Below are 22,466 nucleotides of genomic sequence, written 5' to 3' on the forward strand. Positions count from 1 at the left end.
TTGCCGGTCAGGGCCGTGGCTGACGTTTTTTCACAGTAGCAAAAGGTTTAAGAGGACAGGATTCGCTATGTAGCCTTGTGGCATCCGTATACGCCCGTGCAATCCAGTTCCTTGCGGCGGTAGGCGTCTGCCTGCTTGCAGCGGCGGTCGGTTCGCTCTTCACGATGCCGGCCATCCCTACCTGGTATGCCGGACTCGTAAAACCCGCCCTGAACCCCCCCGCATGGGTCTTCGGCCCTGTCTGGACGGTGCTCTACATCCTGATGGGCGTCGCGCTCTACCTCGTCTGGATCAGGGGGTGGGACCGTAAGGATGTCAAGGTCGCGATGGCGATCTTCGGCGTCCAGCTGGTCTTGAACGTCCTCTGGTCATACCTCTTCTTCGGCCTGCAGGCACCGTTCTTCGCTCTCATCGAGATCGTCCTCCTCTGGCTTGCGATCCTCATGACGATCGGCGCCTTCTACCGGGTATCGGTACCGGCGGCAGTGCTGCTCGTGCCCTATCTCCTCTGGGTGACCTTCGCGACCTATCTCACCTACGGGGTCTACGTCCTCAACCCATAGGGGTGGTCTGCACCCCATCTTTTAGGCACAGTGCATCCGGCCCTTGAGCCCCGCGCGAGACCTCGCCGCATTGAAGAATAGCAGCGAAGGTTCACGCAATATGGTGTCTGTATGGATAGCGGTTGTCTGTTTCGCGCTCTTTCCGAGGGGATGGTCTCCCCGCCGCCGACATTGAGAGAGCGTCAGTGCTTTTCGATCTGCCGCCAGACGTGGGCGAACCGCTGGAGGGCAGTGTAATGCCCGAGGATGCCGAAGATGACGAGGAGCCAGCCGAGGTAGTTCAGGCCGTAAATCTCTCCCGGGATCAGGATCGTGAGCACCCCGGCGATGATGATCAGCACCAGGCGATCCGCCCGGCCGAGGATGCCCCCGTAGAACCTGCCGACCCCGACGGCCTGCGCCTGAGTGCCGAGGTAGGAAGACATCAGGACCCCGGTCAGGGCAAAGACGCCAATCGGCCAGGACGCGGCGCCGCCGGCAAAGATGCCGGTGATGATGAATATGTCTGCGTAACGGTCGATGACGTGGTCCAGGAAGTCCCCGCGGCGGCCGGCGATCCCGAGGTCCCGGGCGAGCGCCCCGTCGAGTGCGTCGAAGACGGCGTTGAGTGCGACCATGACAACCCCGAGCACGACCCCCCCGGCGTAAAAAGCGATGCCCGCAAGCGCCGACACGAAGAACGACGCGAGAGAGAGGCCATTCGGGGTGACCCCGATCTTTCTCATCAGGTTCACCACGGGCTGAATGATGCCCTGTACTTGCGGCCGGAACTGGTCGAGCGTCATCTTCCCGTCCCCAGGTAGCAGGTCCAGTCGATTGCCCCATAGGACGGCGGCAGTTCTCCCCGAATGAACCGTTCGATCCGGTTCGCGCATTCGGCGACGCCAAGATCGGTTGTGTCCACCTCGATGACATGCTCGTCCGGGTGCTCTTCGAGCGTCTCGATCAGGATGACGTCGAGCGCCTCCGCCTCGACGTTCTCCGCGACCTTCTCTGAGGGGTAGTTCCGCGGGCCGAGGCGCGTAGCGAGGACGTCCGGGCGGCACCGGAGCACCACCACCCTGTCGCAGGGGAGGAGGTGGGCGAGGTGCCCCTCGACGATGCCGTCAACGGGCTCAAACTCCTCGACCCACCGGTCGACGTCCACCACCATTGTTTCGCGGCAGCGGTCCTCCTCGATGATGTAGGGGCGCACCGTATCCGTCAGGCGGACGACCCGGTGCCCCCGCCGCTCAAGTTCGGCCGCGACGGCCGTCTTTCCGGTTCCCGGCGTACCGGTGATCCCGATCATCATATGCTCTTAATCGCCTCGAGGAATCCCTCGTTCTCCCAGTCTTCGCCGATACTGACCCGGACGTAGCGGTCGCCGAGTCCCGGGAAACTGGTGCAGGACCGCACCAGGACACCCTTTGCCGCGAGGCGTTCCGTCGCCTCGTTGCCCGTGTGGGGTGCAACGTCGATCATGACGAAGTTCGCGTCCGAGGGGAATACCGGATACGGCACCTCGCCGATGAACCGCCGTCGCCACGCCCGGACATGGTCGCGGGTCTCACGGACCCGCTCAGGGTCCGAGAGCGCTCCGACCGCCGCCGCCGCCGAGACCGAGTTCAGGGCAAACGGTGTCGCCGCCCTGTTGTAGAACGGCTCGAACCACTCCGGAACGAATGCGTAGCCGACCCTGAACCCGGCGAGAGAGAAGATCTTTGACATCGTCCTCCCGAGGATCAGGTTCTCGTGCCGCCGCATCAACGTTCGGTAGTCGATATCGGAGAAATCGACGTAGGCGTTGTCGAGGAAGAGGAGCCCTTCCATCCCGTCGAGGATCTCCTCAACCGTCTCCGGCGTGACCGAGTTCCCGGTGGGGTTGTTCGGGGAGCAGAGGAAGGCGAGTTTCGCTCCCCGGCATGCCTCGACGAACGCTTCCGTATCGACCGAGAAGTCTTCCCTCCGGGGGACGTTCACGATCCGCCCGCCGTGCGCCGCGGCCGCGAGAGCGTAGAAGGAGAAGGTCGGGGTCGAGACGGCCACCGTCTCGCCGGGTTCGACGACCGTCCGGATCACCGTCTCGATGACCCCGTCCATCCCGGCGCCGGTGACGAACCGGTAATCGCCGTGGTAGCGGCGGAGGGCCTCGACGAGCGCGAGGTTCTGCGCGTCCGGGTAGCGGTTCCCTTCCCGGAGAGCCGCCTCCGCCGCCTCGAGTGCGGCGGGCGCCGGCGGGCGGGGGTTCTCGTTGCTCGCAAGCCGGGCGACCCGGTCGATGCCGTACTCGCGCGCGACGTCCTCCGCCTTCTTCGCGTAGGAGTATCCCGCCGCGCCTGCGTAGCACGCCCTAACGAAGCGCCGCATTGATGACACCGACAGCCGCGTCGATCTCCTCGTCCGTGATCACCAGCGGTGGGATCAGTCGGAGATTGCCGTCGGCGGCGCAGTTGACGAGCACCCCGTTCTCCGCGCAGGTCTGCTGCACGGCCGGGCACCGGTCGCCGACCGAGACCCCGATCATCAGGCCGCGGCCCCGCGGGTTGTGAGCGGAAAGACCCTTCATGAACCGCTCGCCCTTCCGTGCGACGTCGGGGAGGACCTCCTCGATGACCCCGATCGTCGCGAGCGCCGCAGCGCAGGCGAGCGGCCCGCCGGCAAACGTGCTCCCGTGCTCGCTCTTGCCGAACTCGAGTCCCTCGCGGGCGACGAGCGCGCCGATCGGAAAGCCGCTTGCAAGCCCTTTTGCGAGCGTGACGATGTCTGGGACAACACCGGTGTGCTGGATGGCAAGCCACTTGCCCGTCCGGCCCATACCGGTCTGGACCTCGTCGACGATCATCAGCGCACCGGCATCGTCGCAGATATCCCGGATGCCGTGGAGGAAACTGTCGGGCGGGATCAGGACGCCCGCTTCGCCCTGGATCGGCTCGACGAAAACCCCGGCCGTATCCTTATCGACGGCCGCCGCGAGCGCGTCGAGGTCGCCGTAGTCGACGAAGGTGCAGGCGGGCTCGAGCGGCTCAAACGGCTCCCGGATCGCTGGCTTGTGGGTGACGGCGAGCGACCCGCAGGTTCGCCCGTGGAACCCGTGGGTGAACGCGACGAACTTCTTCCTCCCCGTCCTGACACGGGCGAGTTTGATCGCGCCCTCATTCGCCTCCGCGCCGGAGTTCGAGAGGAACGCTCTGGAGAGCCCCGTGATCGCGACGAGTCTCTCCGCAAGTTCCGCCTGGTTCGGGACGTAGTAGAGGTTCGAGCAGTGGATCAGCCGCTTTGTCTGGTCGCAGATCGCCTCCACCACCTTCGGGTGGCAGTGGCCGGTGCTGCAGACCGCGATCCCGGCCACACAGTCGATGTACTCCCGTCCCTGGTCGTCCCAGACGCTTGAGCCCGCGCCGCGGACGATCTTCATCGTCCGGGAAAAAGCGGGCATGTAGTAGCGTGCATCAAGCACCCTTGAATCTTCTTCCATGATCACGTCGCGGGTATCAATCACCCGTGATTTCTGTTGCATCTTCTCACTCACTCATACTCGATCGTCGCCGGGGGTTTGGGGGTGACGTCGTAGACCACCCGGGAAACCCCGGGGATCTCGGCGGTGATCCGGGTTGCCATCTGCGAGAGGGTCTCGTAGGGCAGGAGCAGCGGGTCGGCGGTCATGCCGTCCCGCGACTGGACTGCCCGGACAGCGACGATCCAGCCGTGGAGCCGAACATCGCCCTTCACCCCGGTCCCGAGGCCGATGAGCGCCGCAAAGCACTGCCAGGGGTGGAACTTCTCCACCAGGCACTCCTCGACGATGGCGTTCGCCTCGCGGACGATCGCGATCTTCTCTCTCGTCACCTCACCGAGCACCCTGACGGCAAGCCCCGGCCCGGGGAAGGGCATCCTGTGCTGGATCTCTGCCGGGAGCCCGAGCCCGCCGGCCACGTCGCGGACCTCGTCCTTGTAGAGGTCGGCAAGCGGCTCGATGACGCCTTTAAACTCGATATCGAGGGGCATGCCGCCGACGTTGTGGTGGCTCTTGATGCCCCCTTCGCTCTCGATGCGGTCGGGGTAGATGGTTCCCTGCAGGAGCATCGTCGCTCCCGTCCGCTTCGCCTCGCGCTCGAAGATACGGATGAACTTCTCGCCGATCGCTTTGCGCTTCTCCTCGGGATCGGTGATGCCTTCGAGCGCGCGGAAGAACTCATCGCTTGCGTCCACAACGAGGAGGCCCACGTCGGCGAAGAGGGACCGTATCCGTTCGGTCTCCCCCTTTCGCATGAGACCGGTATCCACGTAGATCGGGATGAGGGCATCCCCTATGGCGCGGGCGGCGAGCGCCGCGCAGACCGAGGAGTCCACGCCGCCGGAGAGCGCCATCACGACCTTCTCAACACCTGCAGCCTGCTGTATCTTCCGGACTGCCTCGTCGATAAATCTCTCAACGTTTACCATTCTGTCACCTCACCTGGTCCTGGGAAGAGGATTTATTCTTTTTGCATGCTGCTACAAAGCCGATGTAGGGCGGAGAGGGGTTTGTCGGACGTGATTTGAACTCAGGATGGAACTGCGTGGCAAGGTAGAAGGGGTGGTCCTGGAGTTCGCAGACCTCCATCCGGGGTCCGCAGGAACCCGAGAAGACGAGGCCGGCGTCTCCGAGGTCGCCGATGAACGCCGGGTTCACCTCGTAGCGGTGGCGGTGCCGCTCCACGATCTCCGTCCTGCCGTAGAGGGCGGCCACCCTTGTCCCTTCCTTGAGACGAACGTCGCAGTCCCCGAGGCGCATCGTGCCGCCGAGGTCGGCGACGCCCTCCTGTTCGGGCAGGATGGCTATGACGTGCGTTCCCGCCCCCATCTCCTCGCTCGTGGCATCAGTGATGCCGAGAACGTGCCGCGCATACTCTATCACCGAGAGCTGGAAGCCGAGGCAGAGGCCGAGGTAAGGAATCCTGTTCTCGCGGGCATACTGGATCGCCCTGATCTTGCCCTCGATCCCGCGCTGGCCGAATCCTCCCGGGATCAGGATGCCATCGACGTCGGCAAGATCACGAAGGTCGAAGGTCTCCGCATCCAGCCAGCGTATGTTCACCTCGGTGGAGAGTGCTCTTCCGGCGTGCTTGAGCGACTCCTTGATGGAGATATAGACGTCTTCGATCCCATACTTGCTGACGATGGCGATCGTCGCCCGGCTCGTGTACTCCTGCGAGACAAGCCGGTACCACGCGGGATCCGGTTCCCGGTTATCGAGGGCCAGGTAGTTGCAGACGACGTCCGCAAGCCCTTCTTTCTCCAGTTCCACCGGGATCTGGTAGATGTCGGGGACGTCCTTTGCGGATACCACGGCTTTTACCGGGACGTCGGTGAAGGCGGATATCTTGTTCTTCGTCTGCGGGGTGATCACCTCGCGGCTCCGCGCCACGATGATGTCGGGCTGCAGCCCGAGTTCCCGGAGCGCCTTAACCGAGTGCTGCGTGGGTTTGGTCTTGAAATCCCCCATGGTGTCCATCGGGACCAGGGTGACATGGACCAGGATCATGTCCTCCGGCGCGAGTTCGCCGTGCATCTGTCGGACCGCTTCGAGAAACGGCATACTCTCGATGTCGCCGACCGTGCCGCCGACCTCCACCATGCAGATCTCGGCCTTCCTGTTGCCGTTGACCTCCTCCGCCGCCGCCCGGCGGATGCAGTGCCGGATCTCGTCGGTGATGTGAGGGATAATCTGGACGGTCGCGCCGAGGAAATCCCCGCGCCGCTCTTTCTCGATGACGTTCCGGTAGACTTTCCCTGTCGTGATGTTGTGGATCGACTTGAGGCTGATATTCAGGAACCGTTCGTAGTTGCCGAGGTCCAGGTCGACTTCCCCACCGTCGGAGAGGACGAAGACCTCACCGTGCTGGGCAGGGTTCATGGTGCCGGCGTCGATGTTGAGGTACGGGTCGATCTTGACCGCCGTCACCTCATAGCCGCGATTTTTCAAGAGGCGGCCGATGGATGCGGTGGTGATGCCCTTTCCGAGCCCGCTCATGACGCCGCCGGTTACAACGATGTACTTCAAACTCTTCTTCCCCTCTGATTGTTCCGGAATCTCTATCTTATTATGTGATCTCCGGTATTGAGAATGTATTGTTCCGACATCTCTCGGGAAATCCCTGCCGGCACAACCAGGGGTTTTCCGGCCGTCCCTCGTGGCGCTATCTGCCTATGACTGCATACGACGTCGATGTCCGGGTAAGGAGCGTACCGTCCACCGCGTTCCGGACTTCCCCGTCTGCAAACGCCACCCGGCGGCCTTTGCGGATGACCCGCCCTGTAGCGGCGATCGTCCCGGCGTTCACGCCTTTGATGAAACTGGTGTGCTCGTCGATCGTGGCGATCCGCTCGCCTTCGTCAAGGAGCGTGTAAAGCGCAAGTGCGATCGCCTCGTCTGCGAGCGCCACGTAGACCCCCCCCTGGAGCCACCCGGCGCCGTTCAGCATATCCGGCCGGACCTCCATCGTGAGGCGGGCGCGCCCGTCGCCGAACTCGTTCACTTCTATCCCCATCATTGTGAAGAAGGGATTTGCCTCCCTCCCGATCCGTTTCAGTTCCTCTATGTAGCCCACGCGACCACACTCATCCCGGGTGAGGGTTTGAAGCCGGTCGGGATAAGGTTTGCGCAGATCATGCTCCGTGCAGGTTTCTCCCGCCCGGCAGGCCGCTCCCCCGGGAGGCGGCGTTCAGGTCTCACCTCCGGAGGGTGCGACTGTGCCTGAGGGCGTCGTACACCGCGTAGAATCCCAGGATCACTGCAAGGATGTAGCCCACGGTTGCGAGGATCGAGACGTAGCCCGGGATCGGGAGTTCGGCAACCCGGAGGATCAGCGACGAGCCCACGACGATTGCAGCGACCACCAGCCCGATGATGATCTTGTCGCTTATCCGGTCGATGACGCCGACGATCACATTGAGGTCGCGGTTATCGAGTTCGATCGTGACGGTGCCCTCCGAGAGGGTCTTTAAAGTATCGTTCACGTTACCCGGGATGGCAAGCAGGTTCTCCGCCGCGCCCACCAGGGACCGCACCGCACCCGTCACGTTATCCGGGGAGAGCCGCTGCTGTGCAGCGATATCCGTCAGGTACGGCCGGATCTGCTGGTCGAAGTTGAACGACGGGTCGAGCCGGGTGCCGATGTCCAGCACCATAACGATCACCTTCATCATGAGCATCAGCGTTGACGGCACCCTGATGCGGTACCGGCGAAGGGTGTCGGTCAGGCCCCGGATTGCAACCGCGAAGTTCACCCGTTCGAGTTTCATCTCGCGGTAATCCAGCAGGACCACGTAGAGGTCGTTTTTCAAGGCATCGAGGTTCGCCGGAGTGATCGCCACGTCGAGCCTCTTGAGCGCCGTGATCACGCCGTCGACGTCCGTCCTGGTCATGGCGAGGAGGAGATCGACGAAGACGCGCCGTCTCTCCGGGCGGAGAACGCCGACGATACCGTAGTCGAGAAAGACGATCTCGCCCTGGCACGTCACCAGGAGATTGCCCGGGTGCGGGTCCCCGTGAAAGAAACCGTCGACGAAGATCTGCTGAACGTAGGCATGGAATCCACGCTCGGCGACCTCTTCGGGGAAGAGGCCCAGAGCCCGGATGGCCGTTATATCGTCGATCCGCACCCCTTCGACGTAGTCCATGGCGAGCAGGCAGGGGCCGGATATCTGCCAGTGGATGCGGGGGACTGTTACGCACGGGACGTCGCGCATGTTCCGTTTGAGGCGCTCCGCGTTCAACCCGTCCTGGGTGAAATCCAGTTCGCGCCGAATCTGGGCCGAGAACTCGTCCACCATTCCCTGCAGGTTGTATACCCGGAGATCCGGGAAGAGCGACTCCACCCGCGGAACGAACGACTGCAGGATACGGAGATCGGTCTCGATCAGGTCGTGGATCCCCGGGCGCTGCACCTTCAGGGCGAGGATGCGGCCGTCGTTCGTCACCGCGCGGTGCACCTGCGAGAGGGAGGCTGCCGCAACCGGCTCTTCTTCGATGATGGCGAAACACTCCTCGAGGTTGGGACAGTATTTCATGATCATCGGCCGGATCTCGGCATACGGGACCGGGGGGACCTGGTCCTGCAACCTCTGCAACTCCTCGATAAGTTCGGGCGGGAGGAGTTCCCGGCGGGTGCTCATGATCTGGCCGAACTTTACGTAGGTGGGCCCCAGTTCCTCGATGGCAAGGCGGATACGCTTGTAGACCGATCGTTTCTCATCCGGAGCTTTGTGGAGTAGCCCCAACCGCTTGCCCCCGGGTATGACCTCCTCGACAAGGATCCCGAAACCATACTTGACAAGTACGTCCGCTATCTGCCGGTAGCGCTGGAACCGGGTGACCATCGGGGGTGCATCAGCCCTCCTTCTACTTAAGGGATGGGGCCGGATCATCCCCGGGAGGGAGACCGGTTCCGCGAGAGGAATTTCCAGGGGTAGGGGACGGCGAGGAAGAGGGGGATGGCGAGGGCGATCGCGAGCGGGATCGTCATGAGGCCGAGCGTGAGCGTGGTCATGTCGGCGATCCACCCGGTGGCCGCGACCCCCATCCCGCCGACGCCGACCGCGAGGCCGAGCATCAGGCCGGAGACGAGCCCGACGTTGCCGGGGGCTATCTCGTGCGCCATCGCGACGGTGACGGCGAAGGTCGACCAGAGGATGAACCCGAAGACCATCAGCGCGGCGAGCGAGACGACGCCCCCCGTGGTGAGGAAGACGATGAACGGCGGGACGGCGGTGACAAGCCCGACGATCGTGTACTCCTTGCGGCCGTAGCGGTCGGAGAGCTCGCCCCCGACCACCTGCCCCACGACCCCGGCGATGAGCATGCCGGATACCAGCAGGTTCGCGGTCACAAGGTCAATCCCCCGCAGGGTGAGGATGGTGGGGAGGTAGGCGACCGAGCCGAAGATCGCCCATGCCCGGAGGCCCGATGCCGCGACCAGGAGGGCGATCGCCCGGTAGGCGGGCCGCTCCGTCCGGGCGGCGGTCAAGGGGACCTTGAGGCGTTCGGGGGGAGGGAGGATACGCCGGAGGACCACAGCCATCACGATGCCGGGGATGGCGAGGAAGACGAGGCCCGGAAGGCCCATGAGCCCGACGGCGACCCCGGCACAGATAGGGCCGATGGCGTAGCCGAGGTTGCCGCCGATGACGAAGTAGGAGGTGAGCCGCCCCCGGTTCGCGTCCTTGACCAGGCGGCTGACGGTGCCGAGCGCGCTCGGGTGGAAGAAGGCGTGCCCGAGCGCCGCGATGGCGACGGACGCGAGGACAAGCGCGTAACTGTCGAAGAGGCCGACGATGGAGATGAAGATCGCGCTCAGGAGCACGCTCGTGCTGATATGGAAGGCGAACCCGCGGGTATCGAAGACCCAGCCGACGAGGGGCTGCACCATCGACGACGTAAGGTTGTAGACCGTGACGATCAGCCCGGCGAGGAAGAACGAGTAGCCCTGGTCGGCGATGAGGAGCGGGAGGATCGCGGGAAGAACCGGCGAGTAGAGGTCGGTCACCAGGTGGGCCGCGGAGAGCCCCCAGACCGGTTTTGTATTATCAGTCACGGATGTCAGATCCGCCGTAAATGTATGACCTCAACCATGATATCCACTCGCTCTCTGCGGTGGTGGGCGAACGTCCGCTTCATCGGGAACGCGCACCGGATCACCTCCTCGATTGCCGCACGGCCTTCGGTGTAGGCGGCGACGAACGGGGTCGAGCCCTCGTTGAAGATCCCGTAGACCTCGCCCGCGATCTCGAGCGCGAGGTCGATGAACGGCCGGTCGGCGTGGGCCTTCTGCGCCCCGAAGGGCGGGTTCATCACGACGGTGTCGCAGGAGAGAGCCGCCCGGTCGAAGTCCGGACTCCGGACGTCGGCGACGATGAACTCGACGGCGACGCCGAACTTCTCCGCGTTCTTCCGGGCGACGGTTATCGCGGCCGGGTCGATATCCACCCCCGTCACGGCGGAGGCGCCGAGGAGGGCGGCGCCGCAGGCGAGGATCCCGGTCCCGCAACCGAGGTCGCAGACCCGGCGGTCCTCGATCGCCCCCTGCATCGCGGCGTGGTGGAGGAGGCGGGCCGCCACCGGCGCCGGGGTCTGGTACTGTTCCAGTCGGGCCGTCGGCCGCTCGAACCCCTCAAGGCGTTCGAGTTGCATCTCCAGTTGCCGGAGGTTCATGGTGCGAGGTACTCGTCGATGGTATAGTCGTCCCAGGCCCGGACCCCGCAGAGGATCTCGAACTCCGGCGGCGTCAGCACCGGGACCGGGAACCGGATCTGGTCGTCGTAGGCGAGCCGCGGGCAGGCGGTGTTCACGTAGGCCGCAAACCCGAGGTCGAGCATCTCGGCGGGGGAGACCTCCCGCATCGCGACCAGGACGGCTTTATCGGAGAGAGCGGCGAGCCGCCGGGCAAGGTCCATCCGCCGCTGCCCGCTCTTCGTGCTGAGGATGATCCCGATGTTCGCGGCCCCCTCTGCTTTCGCCATCACCGCGGCGCGGCGGCGGACCAGGCGGTCGGCGTCCACCTCCTCTACCTCGCGGGTGTAGGGGTCGAGCGCCACGACCCGTGCATGGGTGGCGAGGCGGATGCCGATCGGGTGAAAAACCCCTGTCCCCACGAAGAGGACCTCATCCGCTCCCGTCGCCCGTGCGGCGGCGAAGTTGCAGCCGAGCACCTGCCCCGCAAGCGGCGTGCGCCCGTCCCCCGGGGCGACGACCGCCTCGATACCGTGGTCGCGGAGATAGGCCGCCATCGCGCCGATGAGGTGGACGTGCTGGACCGTCGTGACGAGGCCGACCCGGCGGGCGTGGAGGAGCGGGAGGGCCGCCTCGAGGACCCCGACGTCGAAGTCGAACCGGACGGGCTCGTAGATGACGGTCGGCCGGTCCTCGACCGGCGCGTGGCCGAAGTGTACCAGGACGTCCGCGAACGCAAGGGCGTCGAGCGCGAGGTCGCAGCCCCCGTAGCAGGGGTCACCGCTGACGATCACCTCAAACCCCTCGCGGCGCAGGGCGGCGGCCGTCGCCGGCGCCTGGCGTGCAAGCCCTGCGGGGAACTGGAGGGCGACTGAGTGCGCCCCGCGAGCGTGGAGCCTCTCGACGATATCAGCAACTGGTATCAACGACACGCACCCGGTCTTCATCGACCTCGATCTTGACCAGGGTCTTGAGCGGCCGGCAGATCTCCGCATCGCCCCGCCCGATGACCACGCAGATATCGGCGATCTCGGCGCCGGCGTATTCGATAGCGCCGATCAGGGCACGCATGGTCCCGCCGGTGCTGCAGACGTCGTCGATGATGATGACACGGTCGCCCGCCTCGATACCGTTCAGGTAGAGTTCTCCCTTCGAGTAGCCCGTCGTCTGGTGGACCGCGACCTCCCCGGGAAGGCCGTAGGGGCGCTTCCTGACGACCACGAGCGGGATATCGGTCATCATCGAGAGGGCGACGCCGATGTGGATGCCCATCGCCTCGCAGACGACGATCTTGTCGACTCCTTTGAGGTCGAGGCAGCGCACCATGGCGCACCCGATCTCGCGGAGGAGCGCGGGCTCAAGGAGCGGCACCCCGTCGGTGATCGGGTGGATGAAGTAGTTGTATTCTCCCCGCTTCATGACCGGGGAGGCTTCCAGGGACTGGATCAGCAGTTCAAGCATGGGTATCACTCATGTCGTTTAAGAACGCCTCGATGACGTCGCGGGTGACGTGAGGCATGCAGACGATCCGCATATGCCCGGCTCGGGTTCTCGAGACCCGCCAGCCGGCAGGCGGGCGGTCGCAGGAGAACGTCGCCACGTTGACGTCCGGGGTCACCGCCCGTGGGCAGCCGAACGTCTCCATCCCCTCGATGAGCCTCCGGGTGTTCTCCATGCACCCGGCGACCACCGCCCGCATCCCGTCCATCCCCAGGTACTCGAGGACCGCGAAAGCGGCCGCCACCGACGCCCCCGGCCGGGTGCCGGCGAGGGTGCACTCCCGCTTCACCGTCAGGTAGGGCGTCTCGACGTTGAGGGACGAGAAGTAGTCCGGGTCCCGGACGAGGAGACACCCTGCCGGTATCGTGCTCATCCCCATCTTGTGAGGGTCGACGGAGATGGAGTCGACGCCGGAGAGCCGGAAGTCGAACGGGATCGGCCGATCGAGGAACGGGACGACCATCCCGCCGAATGCGGCGTCGATATGGAGGAAGACGTCCCGTTCCTCGGCCAGATCAGAGAGGCGGGCGACGGGGTCGACCATCCCGTACTCGGTTGTCCCGACGATGCCGACGAGGCAGACAGTATTCCGGTCGACAAGACCGTCGAGCGCCTCCGCGTCTATCCGGAAGTCTGCGTCGAGCGATGCCGTCCGCATCTCGATCCCCAGGATGTCGCAGGCCTTCTGGAACGAGAAGTGAGCCGACGCCGGGACCACGACGTTCGGGAACTGCACCGGCTTTAACTTCTTTGCAATCCGGAAGGCCTGGATGTTCGACTCCGTCCCGCCGGAGGTGGCGTAGCCGCCTGCACCGGGATGGTGCATCAGCGCACCCAGCCGCTCGACGAGCAACCCCTCAAGCGCAGCCGTCCCCGGGAAGAGTCCCGGGTCGCCGAGGTTGGTCTCGAGGAACATGGCATGCGCCCGTGCCGCGACCGGGTGGGGCGACGTGCACATCGAACTTAAGATGTTCCGGTACCCGAGGTCCTCCCGTCGTTTCGACGAGAGGAAGGAGAAGAGATCTTCCTCAGGGCATCCCACTTCACGCATTTCGTCTCGCCGCATCCAGAAGTATCTGCCGCTCTTTTCGCGCTACGGCCTCACGGATGCGCGGGACTGCATCGATGTTGGCGGAGACGCTGGTGATGCCGTGCCCGACCAGCCAGGCCACCATCGCGGGGTCGGAACCGGCCTGACCGCAGATGGAGCACTCGACGCCGTGCTCGCGGCAGGCGTTGATCGCGTAATCGATCAGCCGGAGAACGGCAGGGTGCTCGGGCTCGTACATATCGGCGACATGCTCGTTGTTCCGGTCGATGGCGAGCGTGTACTGGATGAGATCGTTCGTCCCGAACGAGGCGAACCGGATCCCGGCCTTGATAAAGTCCTCGACCAGGATGGCACTGCTCGGGATCTCGATCATGATGCCGAGGGTCGCCGTCTCCACATCGACCCCCCAGTCTTTCATCATGCTCCGTGCCTTGATGAACTCGCTCGGGTGGTTGACCATCGGGAACATCACGCCGAGGTTGTCGTAGCCCGCGGCCCAGAGCCGCTTGAAGGCCTCGACCTGGAGGCGGAACTGGTCGGGGCTCCGGAGGTCCCGGCGGATCCCGCGCCAGCCGAGCATCGGGTTGTGCTCGATCGGCTCGTTTTCGCCGCCCTCCATGTTCCGGAACTCGTCGGTCGGGGCGTCGAGCGTCCGGACCCAGACGGGCTTACCCGGGAACGCGTCGAGCACCGTCTTGATGCCGGTGTAGAGTTCGCCGATGAACACCTCCTCCTCGCCATGTTCGATGTACCAGCTGGGAGTCCTGGAGAGGCCAAGGATGAGGTGCTCGATCCGGAGAAGGCCGACCCCGTCCGCACCGGTCGCGGCGGCCCGCTGTGCGGCTTCGGGGAGGGAGACGTTCACCTTGACGAGCGTGCCGGTGATCACCGGGGCGGGCGCTGCGACTGCCGCGACGGCTGCCGGTGCCGCCGCGGGTGCCGTGACCGCTCCCTCGTAGATGGTGCCCTTCTCCCCGTCGACGGTGATGATCTGCCCGTCTTTCAAGACCTTCGTCGCCTTCTTGGTCCCGACGACCGCGGGGGTCCCGAGTTCCCGGCTCACGATGGCCGCGTGGCAGGTCATGCCGCCTTCGTCGGTGATGATGGCGCTGACCCGCCGCATCGCCGGCACCATGTCGGGGTTGGTCATCTTCGTGACCATGATGTCGCCGTCCTTGACGGCGCTCGTGTCCTTGACGTCCCGCACGATCACGACCCGGCCGCTTGCGATGCCGGGGGAGGCGCCCTGGCCTTCCAGCAGCACCACGCCGAGGGCGCCTTTCTGCTGTCCTGTACCCTGTGCACCGGCACGGGGGATCTCCGGCCGCTTGATCGTCGTGATCGGCCGGGATTGGAGGATGAAGACGTCGCTTCCGACGATTGCCCACTCGATATCCTGCGGGATGCCGTAGTGGTCCTCCGCGATCTTTCCGAGCATCGCAAGGCGCGCCACTTCGGCATCGTTGAGGACCGGGGCGACTCGCTGCTCGGCGGAGAGCTCGACGATCTTTGTTCCGTGCTTACCCTCCGGAACGATCATGATCTCCTTTTCGGCGATCAGGCTGTCGACCACCCGCTCGGAGCGCAGGTCAAAGACGTAGTTGTCGGGGGAGACACTCCCTGAGACGACGGCTTCCCCGAGCCCCCAGGAGCCCTCGACGATCGTTAGGGACTCGCCGGTGACGGGATGAGAGGTGAACATGACACCGGATTTCTCCGACCGGATGAGTTCCTGGACGACGACGGCGATGTTCACGCTCCGGTCGTCGAACCCCTGCTTCGCCCGGTAATAAATGGCACGCGCGCCATACAGCGAGGCCCAGCACCGTTGGACGGCATCAAGGAGGGCATCGTCACCGAGAATATTGAGGAACGTCTCCTGCTGGCCGGCGAAACTCGCCTCCGGCAGGTCTTCGGCGGTGGCGCTCGAGCGGACGGCGACGACCGTTCCGTTCGCCCCCATCCGGGTGTATGCGTCGGTAATCTCCTGCCTGATCTGATCGGGTATCTCGACGCTCAGGACGAGGTCCTGAACCTCTTTTGAGACGGATTCCAGTGCTCCGTTGTCGTCGACGTCGAGGCGCTCCAGTTTGCGGAAGAGGGTATCTTCTATCCTGGTTTCAACGAGGAACTTGCGGAATGCCTGGGCGGTCACCACAAACGCCTTCGGCACAGGAAGGCCGATAGCGGTCATCTCGCCCAAAGACGCTCCTTTTCCCCCTACGGATATGATATCTTCTTTCTTTATTTCTTCGAGCCACAATACGTTGGGCATTTCCTTCATGCTCGCACCACACATATACTTCTCACCATTACATAAAAGATTTCGGAGGAAAAAGCATCAATACATATGATGTCGAACGATATAGGGGTTGAACTGTGAAGTATAGAGTGCTGGTCAGCGACCCGCTGGCAGAGGAAGGGATTGACATCCTGAAAGAATTCGGTGATGTGGATGTCAATACCGGGCTGACCGAGGATCAGCTCGTTGCTGTTATCGGAGATTACGATGCCCTGCTGGTGCGCTCGGGCACCGAGGTTACGGCGCGTGTCATTGACGCGGGAGCGAAACTCAAGTTCATCGGCCGTGCAGGCGCCGGGGTCGACAATATCGATACCGAGGCGGCGACGCGCAGGGGCATTGTCGTCGCAAACGCCCCGGAAGGAAATACGCTCGCGGCTACAGAGCACACGATGGCGATGATGCTCTCGCTCGCGCGCAATATCCCCCAGGCGACTGCATCGCTCAAGAAGGGCGAGTGGAAGCGCTCCAAATTCATGGGCGTCGAACTGAACGACAAGGTCCTCGGGGTCATGGGATTCGGGCGGATCGGGCGCGAGGTCGCGAAGCGTGCACAGGCGATGGAGATGAAGTGCATCGCCTACGATCCGTTCATAACGAAGGAGAAGGCTGCAACCCTCGGCGTTGAGATGGTCCCGCTCGATGAACTCTTCCGGAGAGCAGACGTCATCACGGTCCACACGCCGCTGATCAAGGAGACGCGCCATGTCATCAACGCAGAGACCATCGCCACGATGAAGGACGGCGTTCGGCTGATCAACTGCGCCCGCGGTGGGATCATCGACGAGCAGGCGCTCGCGGACGGGATTGCGAGCGGCAAGGTCGCCGGTGCGGCGCTGGATGTCTTTGAGGCGGAACCGCCGACGGACTCCCCGGTCATCGGCCTCGAAAAGGTGATCATCACGCCGCACCTCGGGGCAAGCACGGTCGAGGCGCAGAAGAACGTTGCGATATCAGTCGCAAACCAGTGCATCAGCGTCCTTTCGGGCGGCGCGGCGAAGTACGTGGTGAACGCGCCGATGATCCCCGCAGAGCAGCAGGCGGTCGTCGAGCCCTACGCAGCCCTCGCGCAGAAGATGGGCAGCCTCCTCATCCAGCTCATCGAAGGAAGGCTTGAGTCGATCAAGATCACCTACGGGGGCGAGGCAGCAACACTGCCGAACACGAAGTTCATCACCCGCGTCATCCTGAAGGGGATGCTCGACCCGATCCTGCAGGCGCCGGTCAACTTCGTGAACGCAGAATTCGTGGCAAAAGAGCGTGGCATCCGGCTGAGCGAGACCACCACCGAAGAAGCGCACGGGTTCCGGAACATGATCAGCATCACCGCAAAGACGGACAGGATGTCCGAGTCGGTGAGCGGGAGCGTCTCGGCCCCGGATCATGCGCGGATCGTGAGCATCGGCGGCTACATGACCGACCTGACCCCGACCGGCCACGTCGTCATCTCCCGCCACACTGATAAACCGGGCGTCATCGGCAAGGCCGCGACGATCCTCGGAAGGGTGAACGTGAACATCGCCGGGATGCAGGTCGGACGGCACAAGCCCGGTGAAGAGGCGCTGATGGTCCTCACGGTCGACTCCGCGGTGCCGGCAGAGGCGATGGAAGAGATCAAGAAGATCGACGGGATCCATACGATAAAGCACGCCGAGATCTGATCGGTCGATCACCCCCCATGTTGTGCCGCGTGCCGGCCCCCGATAGAGGGGAGCCGGCACAAACCGGCCGTACGGGGACAGGAAATCTATTTATACCCGAGACACCAACCTTATTGATCGTCGGGCAGACACGGGCTCGTGGTCTAGCTGGTTATGACGTCGCCTTGACATGGCGGAGGTCCTGAGTTCGAATCTCAGCGAGCCCATCACCGTTTTTGAAACGATTGATTTCTTGAAGTCCTTTTCCTGGAGATACAACCCTCTCCAGGGTTGATAAATCCGGTATTTTCATGCCTCTCGCTATGTGGGCGATCGTGCCTTCCCCGGAGCATGATCCGCGGCCCCCGCTTTCCACCGGATTTTTTGCCGGCTGTCCGTGCGCAGTTTTTTCCCGCAGTTTTTACTCACTCCGTGCCCAGTACTTCGCTAAAATATTTGAGACCTCACCCGGCGGTCAAACCACCAACCTCCCTTCGCGGCTTCGCGTTCTTCGCGTGAGGCTCTCTGATCGTCAGAGACTGAAAACTCACGCGAAGTCGCGAAGAACGCGAAGTTCAGTGTCCGGATGCTGTTATCTCACCTTCGTACCTTCAGTACCCGATATTTGGCCCTTAGATCCATCCCACTATACGTCTCCGTTACGACCGCACCATGCCATGCTGGGTGCCAGAATTAGCGAAGTAATGGTGCCATGCTCCAGCCCGGAGCCGGATGAGAGGGCGTGCAGTCACCCGACAGTCCCGCCACGACCGCTCACGACACCTACCGCCCACGACCGACGTCGGGCTCGGGTCCCTGTCTCACACGAAGATTTATCACCGGTGTCGTCCCTCACCGCGGCACGGTTCCCCGCCCGACGGGCGGGGGATGCCGGGAGGGGGAAGAAGAGATGACCACCGCGCAGGTGCTTGAGCCCGGGCAGAAGACGGCCGATTCCCGGGCGGCCGAGACCGAACAGAGGATGACCGACGACGAGCGGTTCTCGATGATCATCAGCATCATGGGCGCCACCGGCGGCCTCATAGCAGTCCGTGATGAGCGCATCCCGGAGGACGTGGCCATGAGCGCCGGTTACACGCCCGGCGTGCCGCGGCTCGGCGTCCCGGCGTTGCGATCGAGCGATGCCAGCATGGGCATCACCAACCCCGGGTACCGCCCCGACGATCCGGGCGCAACCGCGCTGCCGGCTTCCATCGTCGTCGGGTCGAGTTTCAACCCGGACCTCGCCCGCGACGGCGGCGTGCTGCTCGGCCGCGAGGCCCGGATCCGGGGGTTCAACATCATGCTGGCCGGCGGGATCAACCTCGCCCGCGACCCGCGCAACGGCCGCAACTTCGAGTACTACTCCGAGGACCCGCTCCTCACCGCCGTCCTCGGCGCCGAGGCGGTAAGCGGCATCCAGAGCCAGGGTGTCATCTCGACGCTCAAGCACTACTCGCTCAACTGCAACGAGACCAACCGGCACTGGCTGGACGCGATCATCGATCCCTCGGCGCACCGCGAGTCCGACCTGCTCGCGTTCCAGATCGCGATCGAGCGTTCGGAGCCCGGCGCGATCATGAGCGGCTACAACAAGATCAACGGCGAGTATGCCGGCGGGAACCGCCATCTCTTAAACGAGGTGCTCAAGGGCGCCTGGGGATATAAGGGCTGGGTGATGTCCGACTGGGGCGCGACGCCCTCGTGGGAGTTCGCTCTCGCCGGGCTCGACCAGGAGTCCGGCGTGCAGGCAGACGCAGTCTTCTGGAAGGCGGAGCCCTTCACGGACCCGCTCCGGAAGGCCTACGCAGAAGGCAGATTCCCGAAGGAACGCCTCTCCGATATGGTGCGCCGCATCCTGCGCTCGCTCTACGCGGTCGGGGCCGATTCGTGGGGGCCGGCGCCCGAGGTCGACATGGAGGCGCACAACGAGATCGCCCTTAAGACCGCCCGGCAGGGTATCGTGCTGTTGAAGAACGACGGCATCCTGCCGCTCGCGACCGCTAGACCGCTCAAGATCGCAGTTATCGGCGGCTACGCGCAGCTCGGTGTCCCGAGCGGCACCGGATCGGGTGCGGTGCTCCCGGTGGGGGGGTATGCGGGTATCGTCAAGATCGGCGGGCCGGGGCCCCTGGGGCGCGCACGGAACCTCTACCTTTTCCCGTCGTCGCCTCTGGAGGAACTGAAGAGACTCCTGCCCTCGGCGGAGATCGAGTTCGACCCCGGACAGACGCCGGCGGAGGCGGTCCTGCTCGCACGACGCTCGGACGTCGTCATCGTCTTCGGGATCCGCGTCGAGGGCGAAGGCTTCGACATCGCCGATCTCTCGCTGCCCTGGGGCCAGGACGCTGTCATCGAGGCCGTGGCGTCCGCCAATCCGAACACCGTCGTGGTGCTGGAGACCGGCAACCCGGTCGCGATGCCGTGGCTGGATAAGGTGAAGGCAGTCATCCAGGCGTGGTATCCGGGGCAGGCCGGCGGGCAGGCGATCGCCGAGGTGCTCACCGGGGCGGTGAACCCCTCCGGCCGTCTCCCGATCACCTTCCCGGCCGACCTCGCCCGGACTCCGAGGCCGGACCTCCCCGGCCTCGGCACGCCGTGGGGTACGCCGACCGCCATCCGTTACGATGAAGGCGCAGAGGTCGGCTACCGCTGGTTCGCAAAGACGGGTAATACGCCGCTCTTCCCCTTCGGCCACGGGTTGAGCTACACGACGTTTGCCTACAGCGATCTTGCGGTCGACGGCGGCGAGACGATCACGGCGAGGTTCACCGTGAAGAACACCGGCGAACGCGAGGGTGCGGACGTGCCGCAGGTGTATCTGACGGAGGCGGCGGACGAGAGGCGGATGCGGCTTCTCGGATTCCAGCGCGTCCTGCTCGGGCCGGGTGAGAGACGGCAGGTGACGATCGAGGCCGACCCCCGCCTGCTTGCACGATTCGACGGCGAGAATGGCAGGTGGCGCATTGCAGAAGGAAGACACCGGGTGGCGGTCGCAAGATCCGCCACGGATCCGGTATTGACAGGCGATACCCGGTTATCCACGAGGCTGTTCGGGAGTTGAGGGGGCGGATAGCGTCGATATGCCGGCAGAGTTCATCGACGCCGTGACCGCCACCCACCACGGGGCACCGGGATACGCACCGGCGGCCCTACTTCTACAGTCTCAGTAGTACTTCGCTAACTTCTTCCTCCCTCTCATATTATTCAACGTCTCCCTATCCTCCTTTCTCTAAACCCGGTGACGCAACCTGGGAATTCCTTTCACCATTCCCATCGATGCCCGGATCGCTTCCTAGATTATGACAATGAACTGTTCGAATCGAAACGCGCGCATATCGATGGTTCTCGGTCCCTGCTTCACCGGCGAGAAATGCATCCACAGGAGAGCGATCCAGACGTTCTTCAGGAGGAAGGAAATGGATTGTCAGGTGCTGATCCAGTGCCGCGACAGCAGGAGCACAACATTCTTTCGGTTTGAGGTCGCTACTCTTTCTGCTGGTTTTCCTCTTCCTTTGGGCAAAAGGCCTGAGGGGACGCCTGCAACCCATATAGATCTTTCGCTTTTGTGCGCGTTTTCGGGCGGAGAGGCACAGTCGGGTCTCTCAAATTAGCGAAGTACGGGGTCTGAATCGAACAACAGTGCAATCCAGATGTCATTCTGATGGATGTACTTACAGCGTGTATATTCATATGTATACTTCCCACTAAAATTTCAATAGGAACTGCTGAAAAATGTGTTTTTATTTGACAGGGGTCTGTTCTATGTCTTTACTAATTATTAAAAACGAGAGTGCTTACCTTTAGTTTCGTCAATAAAATTCTCTATACATTTTATCGTATCTTCGAAGTAGTTTTTAATATCATGCTCCCATACACGCAAAACATGCCAACCATTTATTCTATAGTAATTGTTAATTTCTGAGTCCCGCTGGAGATTCCTGAGTAATTTTTCGCTCCAATAGGTAACGTTTGTTGCAGGAGGTTTGTAATGTAGCTCACAACCATGCCAAAAGCAAGAGTCAATAAAAATGGCTATCTTGTATTTTTTAATAGCGATATCGGGCTTCCCCGGCAGGCTTTTTACATTTCTGCGAAACCTATATTTGTGTCTCCAGAGTTCTGAAATAACACGGTTCTCTAAGCTTGTGTGTGTTGATTTTATTGCTTGCATGTTTCTTCTTCTTGCCTGTTTTGACAACTTATCAGCCATATAGTCAGTTATCTAAATGGGGATCATTTTTAAGATTTATGCGGGCCAAAAAACTTGTCCCCATTAAAGTGAATTAGGTGATCGGGCGAATCAACTAGCCACACTTCAGTCTCCCAACTAATCTGAGTAAGCCAATCGCGGAGCTTCGTTTTATCCATAAAGGCTGTAACGTAAACAATTGGTACTGGACAATCCTTAGTCAACCTTTCTAGTTGGAGGTGGCGGAGTTGTGATATCGGATTCGCTGAGTGCACAGCTTCGATCAGGATTAGCCAATTCTTTGTGGATTCATATGCAATTACGTCAGGCAGGGTCCCATGAGCAAGTTGAGTTAGTTTGAGTTCACATAGTTTTTCTTCATTAATGTAAAGAGTTTTATTGCTTGCATCACCAATATATAGGATTTCAGCACCAGGTACAAAACGGGGCAAAAATTCTTCGACTATTGCTTTTTGGATTTGGTTATGTGGACTTTCATCTAAGAGGATTTCAGTTCCATCATTCACTTTTGCAGAGATTTTATTGAAGTATCTAGGTCGTTCCAGTCGATCCTTCAGCTTACCGTATTTCTCTGTGTACTCAGAAACCGCGTCATTCCATGATGGTTGTCCATATTCTCTCAGTACCCTGCTTGCTTCAGGGTTTATAGTGTATCCCCGTGTAGGATCATTTATCACTGATTTTTCGCTTTTCAGTACAATCCCTGCTTCTACCAAATGGACTAAGTCTAGTCTTCTAATATCATCGTAAGATCCCATTGAGATGTCTTGTTCGTAATATTCGTTTAAAAATGCAATAATTCCTCTTGTTGTTATCGGAGAGTTACTGGGATCTGAAGCCACTTCCGTGCTTGAAAAAGGCATATCTGGCTTTATCTTTGCAACTGCCAGCAAAGCAAGCGCAGCTCGCTCGCGTCTCTTTTTTGTCATATCATCAATCGGAATACCGATTTCACGCATTATTTCCTGAGCTTCTTGTACCTTCTTTTCAATCTCTGAAGTCATT

General features: G+C 62.3%; 19 protein-coding genes and 1 tRNA gene. 4 read left to right on the forward strand and 16 right to left on the reverse strand.

From position 1 onward, the window contains the following. The first annotated feature begins 77 nt into the window (after nucleotides 1-77). Entirely contained in the window at nucleotides 78-563 is a 486-nt protein-coding gene (locus BRA49_RS13085) for a TspO/MBR family protein (protein ID WP_292386565.1), read from the forward strand. Nucleotides 564-745: 182 nt separating this feature from the next. On the opposite strand, the gene BRA49_RS13090 is transcribed toward BRA49_RS13085, so the two are convergent. From BRA49_RS13090 to ppsA, 14 genes are all read right to left on the reverse strand, one after another. Then, on the reverse strand, nucleotides 746-1,348 hold the full coding sequence (locus tag BRA49_RS13090) for a CDP-alcohol phosphatidyltransferase family protein (protein ID WP_292386567.1): 603 nt from the start codon (nucleotides 1,346-1,348) through the stop codon (nucleotides 746-748). Continuing rightward, nucleotides 1,345-1,857 (reverse strand): adenylate kinase family protein, encoded by a 513-nt coding sequence (locus tag BRA49_RS13095; RefSeq protein WP_292386568.1) that lies wholly within the window; start codon nucleotides 1,855-1,857, stop codon nucleotides 1,345-1,347. The genes BRA49_RS13090 and BRA49_RS13095 overlap by 4 nt, the downstream gene beginning before the upstream one ends. After that, nucleotides 1,854-2,912, reverse strand: coding sequence for a histidinol-phosphate transaminase (gene hisC / locus BRA49_RS13100; RefSeq protein ID WP_292386569.1), 1,059 nt, complete (start codon nucleotides 2,910-2,912; stop codon nucleotides 1,854-1,856). The genes BRA49_RS13095 and hisC overlap by 4 nt, the downstream gene beginning before the upstream one ends. Then, nucleotides 2,896-4,020: an acetylornithine transaminase gene (locus tag BRA49_RS13105; RefSeq protein WP_292386666.1), complete on the reverse strand. Its 1,125-nt coding sequence runs from the start codon at nucleotides 4,018-4,020 to the stop codon at nucleotides 2,896-2,898. The genes hisC and BRA49_RS13105 overlap by 17 nt, the downstream gene beginning before the upstream one ends. Nucleotides 4,021-4,070: 50 nt before the next feature. After that, nucleotides 4,071-4,988, reverse strand: coding sequence for a glutamine-hydrolyzing GMP synthase (gene guaA, locus BRA49_RS13110; protein WP_292386570.1), 918 nt, complete (start codon nucleotides 4,986-4,988; stop codon nucleotides 4,071-4,073). 4 nt (nucleotides 4,989-4,992) lie between these two features. Beyond that, nucleotides 4,993-6,588 (reverse strand): CTP synthase, encoded by a 1,596-nt coding sequence (locus BRA49_RS13115; protein WP_292386571.1) that lies wholly within the window; start codon nucleotides 6,586-6,588, stop codon nucleotides 4,993-4,995. Between the two features lie 136 nt (nucleotides 6,589-6,724). After that, nucleotides 6,725-7,135, reverse strand: coding sequence for a PaaI family thioesterase (locus BRA49_RS13120; RefSeq protein ID WP_292386572.1), 411 nt, complete (start codon nucleotides 7,133-7,135; stop codon nucleotides 6,725-6,727). Nucleotides 7,136-7,256: 121 nt separating this feature from the next. Next, nucleotides 7,257-8,906 (reverse strand): ABC1 kinase family protein, encoded by a 1,650-nt coding sequence (locus BRA49_RS13125; protein ID WP_292386573.1) that lies wholly within the window; start codon nucleotides 8,904-8,906, stop codon nucleotides 7,257-7,259. A 44-nt stretch (nucleotides 8,907-8,950) separates the two neighbouring features. Continuing rightward, the gene (locus BRA49_RS13130) at nucleotides 8,951-10,120 is read right to left on the reverse strand and encodes an MFS transporter (RefSeq protein ID WP_292386574.1); all 1,170 of its coding nucleotides are present in this window, start codon (nucleotides 10,118-10,120) and stop codon (nucleotides 8,951-8,953) included. A gap of 5 nt (nucleotides 10,121-10,125) precedes the next feature. Further along, entirely contained in the window at nucleotides 10,126-10,737 is a 612-nt protein-coding gene (locus BRA49_RS13135; RefSeq protein ID WP_292386575.1) for an METTL5 family protein, read from the reverse strand. Beyond that, nucleotides 10,734-11,687, reverse strand: coding sequence for a diphthamide biosynthesis enzyme Dph2 (gene dph2, locus BRA49_RS13140; protein ID WP_292386576.1), 954 nt, complete (start codon nucleotides 11,685-11,687; stop codon nucleotides 10,734-10,736). The genes BRA49_RS13135 and dph2 overlap by 4 nt, the downstream gene beginning before the upstream one ends. Further along, nucleotides 11,665-12,216, reverse strand: coding sequence for a hypoxanthine/guanine phosphoribosyltransferase (gene hpt / locus BRA49_RS13145; protein WP_292386577.1), 552 nt, complete (start codon nucleotides 12,214-12,216; stop codon nucleotides 11,665-11,667). The genes dph2 and hpt overlap by 23 nt, the downstream gene beginning before the upstream one ends. Next, the gene (gene mfnA / locus BRA49_RS13150) at nucleotides 12,209-13,306 is read right to left on the reverse strand and encodes a tyrosine decarboxylase MfnA (protein ID WP_292386579.1); all 1,098 of its coding nucleotides are present in this window, start codon (nucleotides 13,304-13,306) and stop codon (nucleotides 12,209-12,211) included. Before mfnA ends, hpt begins: the two co-directional genes overlap by 8 nt. Then, nucleotides 13,299-15,590: a phosphoenolpyruvate synthase gene (gene ppsA / locus BRA49_RS13155; RefSeq protein WP_292386580.1), complete on the reverse strand. Its 2,292-nt coding sequence runs from the start codon at nucleotides 15,588-15,590 to the stop codon at nucleotides 13,299-13,301. The genes mfnA and ppsA overlap by 8 nt, the downstream gene beginning before the upstream one ends. Nucleotides 15,591-15,685: 95 nt before the next feature. On the opposite strand from ppsA, the gene serA reads away from it, so the two are divergent. The 3 genes from serA (at nucleotide 15,686) to BRA49_RS13170 (ending at nucleotide 20,312) form a co-directional block, all read left to right on the forward strand. After that, a complete protein-coding gene (gene serA / locus BRA49_RS13160) occupies nucleotides 15,686-17,269 on the forward strand; it encodes a phosphoglycerate dehydrogenase (protein ID WP_292386581.1) in 1,584 nt (527 codons plus the stop codon). 132 nt (nucleotides 17,270-17,401) lie between these two features. Then, nucleotides 17,402-17,475, forward strand: a tRNA-Val gene (locus BRA49_RS13165). 683 nt (nucleotides 17,476-18,158) lie between these two features. Continuing rightward, a complete protein-coding gene (locus BRA49_RS13170; protein ID WP_292386582.1) occupies nucleotides 18,159-20,312 on the forward strand; it encodes a beta-glucosidase in 2,154 nt (717 codons plus the stop codon). A 717-nt stretch (nucleotides 20,313-21,029) separates the two neighbouring features. Here BRA49_RS13170 and BRA49_RS13175 read toward each other — a convergent pair. Beyond that, entirely contained in the window at nucleotides 21,030-21,461 is a 432-nt protein-coding gene (locus tag BRA49_RS13175) for a very short patch repair endonuclease (RefSeq protein WP_292386583.1), read from the reverse strand. 29 nt (nucleotides 21,462-21,490) lie between these two features. Beyond that, nucleotides 21,491-22,465, reverse strand: a complete 975-nt coding sequence (locus tag BRA49_RS13180) for a BsuBI/PstI family type II restriction endonuclease (protein ID WP_292386584.1) — start codon at nucleotides 22,463-22,465, stop codon at nucleotides 21,491-21,493. Nucleotide 22,466 lies beyond the last annotated feature (1 nt).

The sequence above is a fragment of the Methanoculleus sp. UBA430 genome (genome assembly GCF_002506585.1).
Taxonomy (GTDB): domain Archaea; phylum Halobacteriota; class Methanomicrobia; order Methanomicrobiales; family Methanoculleaceae; genus Methanoculleus.

What these genes read in the sequence shown, in the direction of transcription:
- BRA49_RS13170 (WP_292386582.1), top strand. Translation starts at nt 18,159, where the DNA reads ATGACCACCGCGCAGGTGCTTGAGCCCGGGCAGAAGACGGCCGATTCC.
- hisC (WP_292386569.1), bottom strand. Translation starts at nt 2,912, where the DNA reads ATGCGGCGCTTCGTTAGGGCGTGCTACGCAGGCGCGGCGGGATACTCC.
- BRA49_RS13180 (WP_292386584.1), bottom strand. Translation starts at nt 22,465, where the DNA reads ATGACTTCAGAGATTGAAAAGAAGGTACAAGAAGCTCAGGAAATAATG.
- hpt (WP_292386577.1), bottom strand. Translation starts at nt 12,216, where the DNA reads ATGCTTGAACTGCTGATCCAGTCCCTGGAAGCCTCCCCGGTCATGAAG.
- ppsA (WP_292386580.1), bottom strand. Translation starts at nt 15,590, where the DNA reads ATGAAGGAAATGCCCAACGTATTGTGGCTCGAAGAAATAAAGAAAGAA.
- BRA49_RS13095 (WP_292386568.1), bottom strand. Translation starts at nt 1,857, where the DNA reads ATGATGATCGGGATCACCGGTACGCCGGGAACCGGAAAGACGGCCGTC.
- BRA49_RS13090 (WP_292386567.1), bottom strand. Translation starts at nt 1,348, where the DNA reads ATGACGCTCGACCAGTTCCGGCCGCAAGTACAGGGCATCATTCAGCCC.
- guaA (WP_292386570.1), bottom strand. Translation starts at nt 4,988, where the DNA reads ATGGTAAACGTTGAGAGATTTATCGACGAGGCAGTCCGGAAGATACAG.
- BRA49_RS13125 (WP_292386573.1), bottom strand. Translation starts at nt 8,906, where the DNA reads ATGGTCACCCGGTTCCAGCGCTACCGGCAGATAGCGGACGTACTTGTC.
- BRA49_RS13175 (WP_292386583.1), bottom strand. Translation starts at nt 21,461, where the DNA reads ATGGCTGATAAGTTGTCAAAACAGGCAAGAAGAAGAAACATGCAAGCA.
- BRA49_RS13135 (WP_292386575.1), bottom strand. Translation starts at nt 10,737, where the DNA reads ATGAACCTCCGGCAACTGGAGATGCAACTCGAACGCCTTGAGGGGTTC.
- mfnA (WP_292386579.1), bottom strand. Translation starts at nt 13,306, where the DNA reads ATGCGTGAAGTGGGATGCCCTGAGGAAGATCTCTTCTCCTTCCTCTCG.
- BRA49_RS13105 (WP_292386666.1), bottom strand. Translation starts at nt 4,020, where the DNA reads ATGGAAGAAGATTCAAGGGTGCTTGATGCACGCTACTACATGCCCGCT.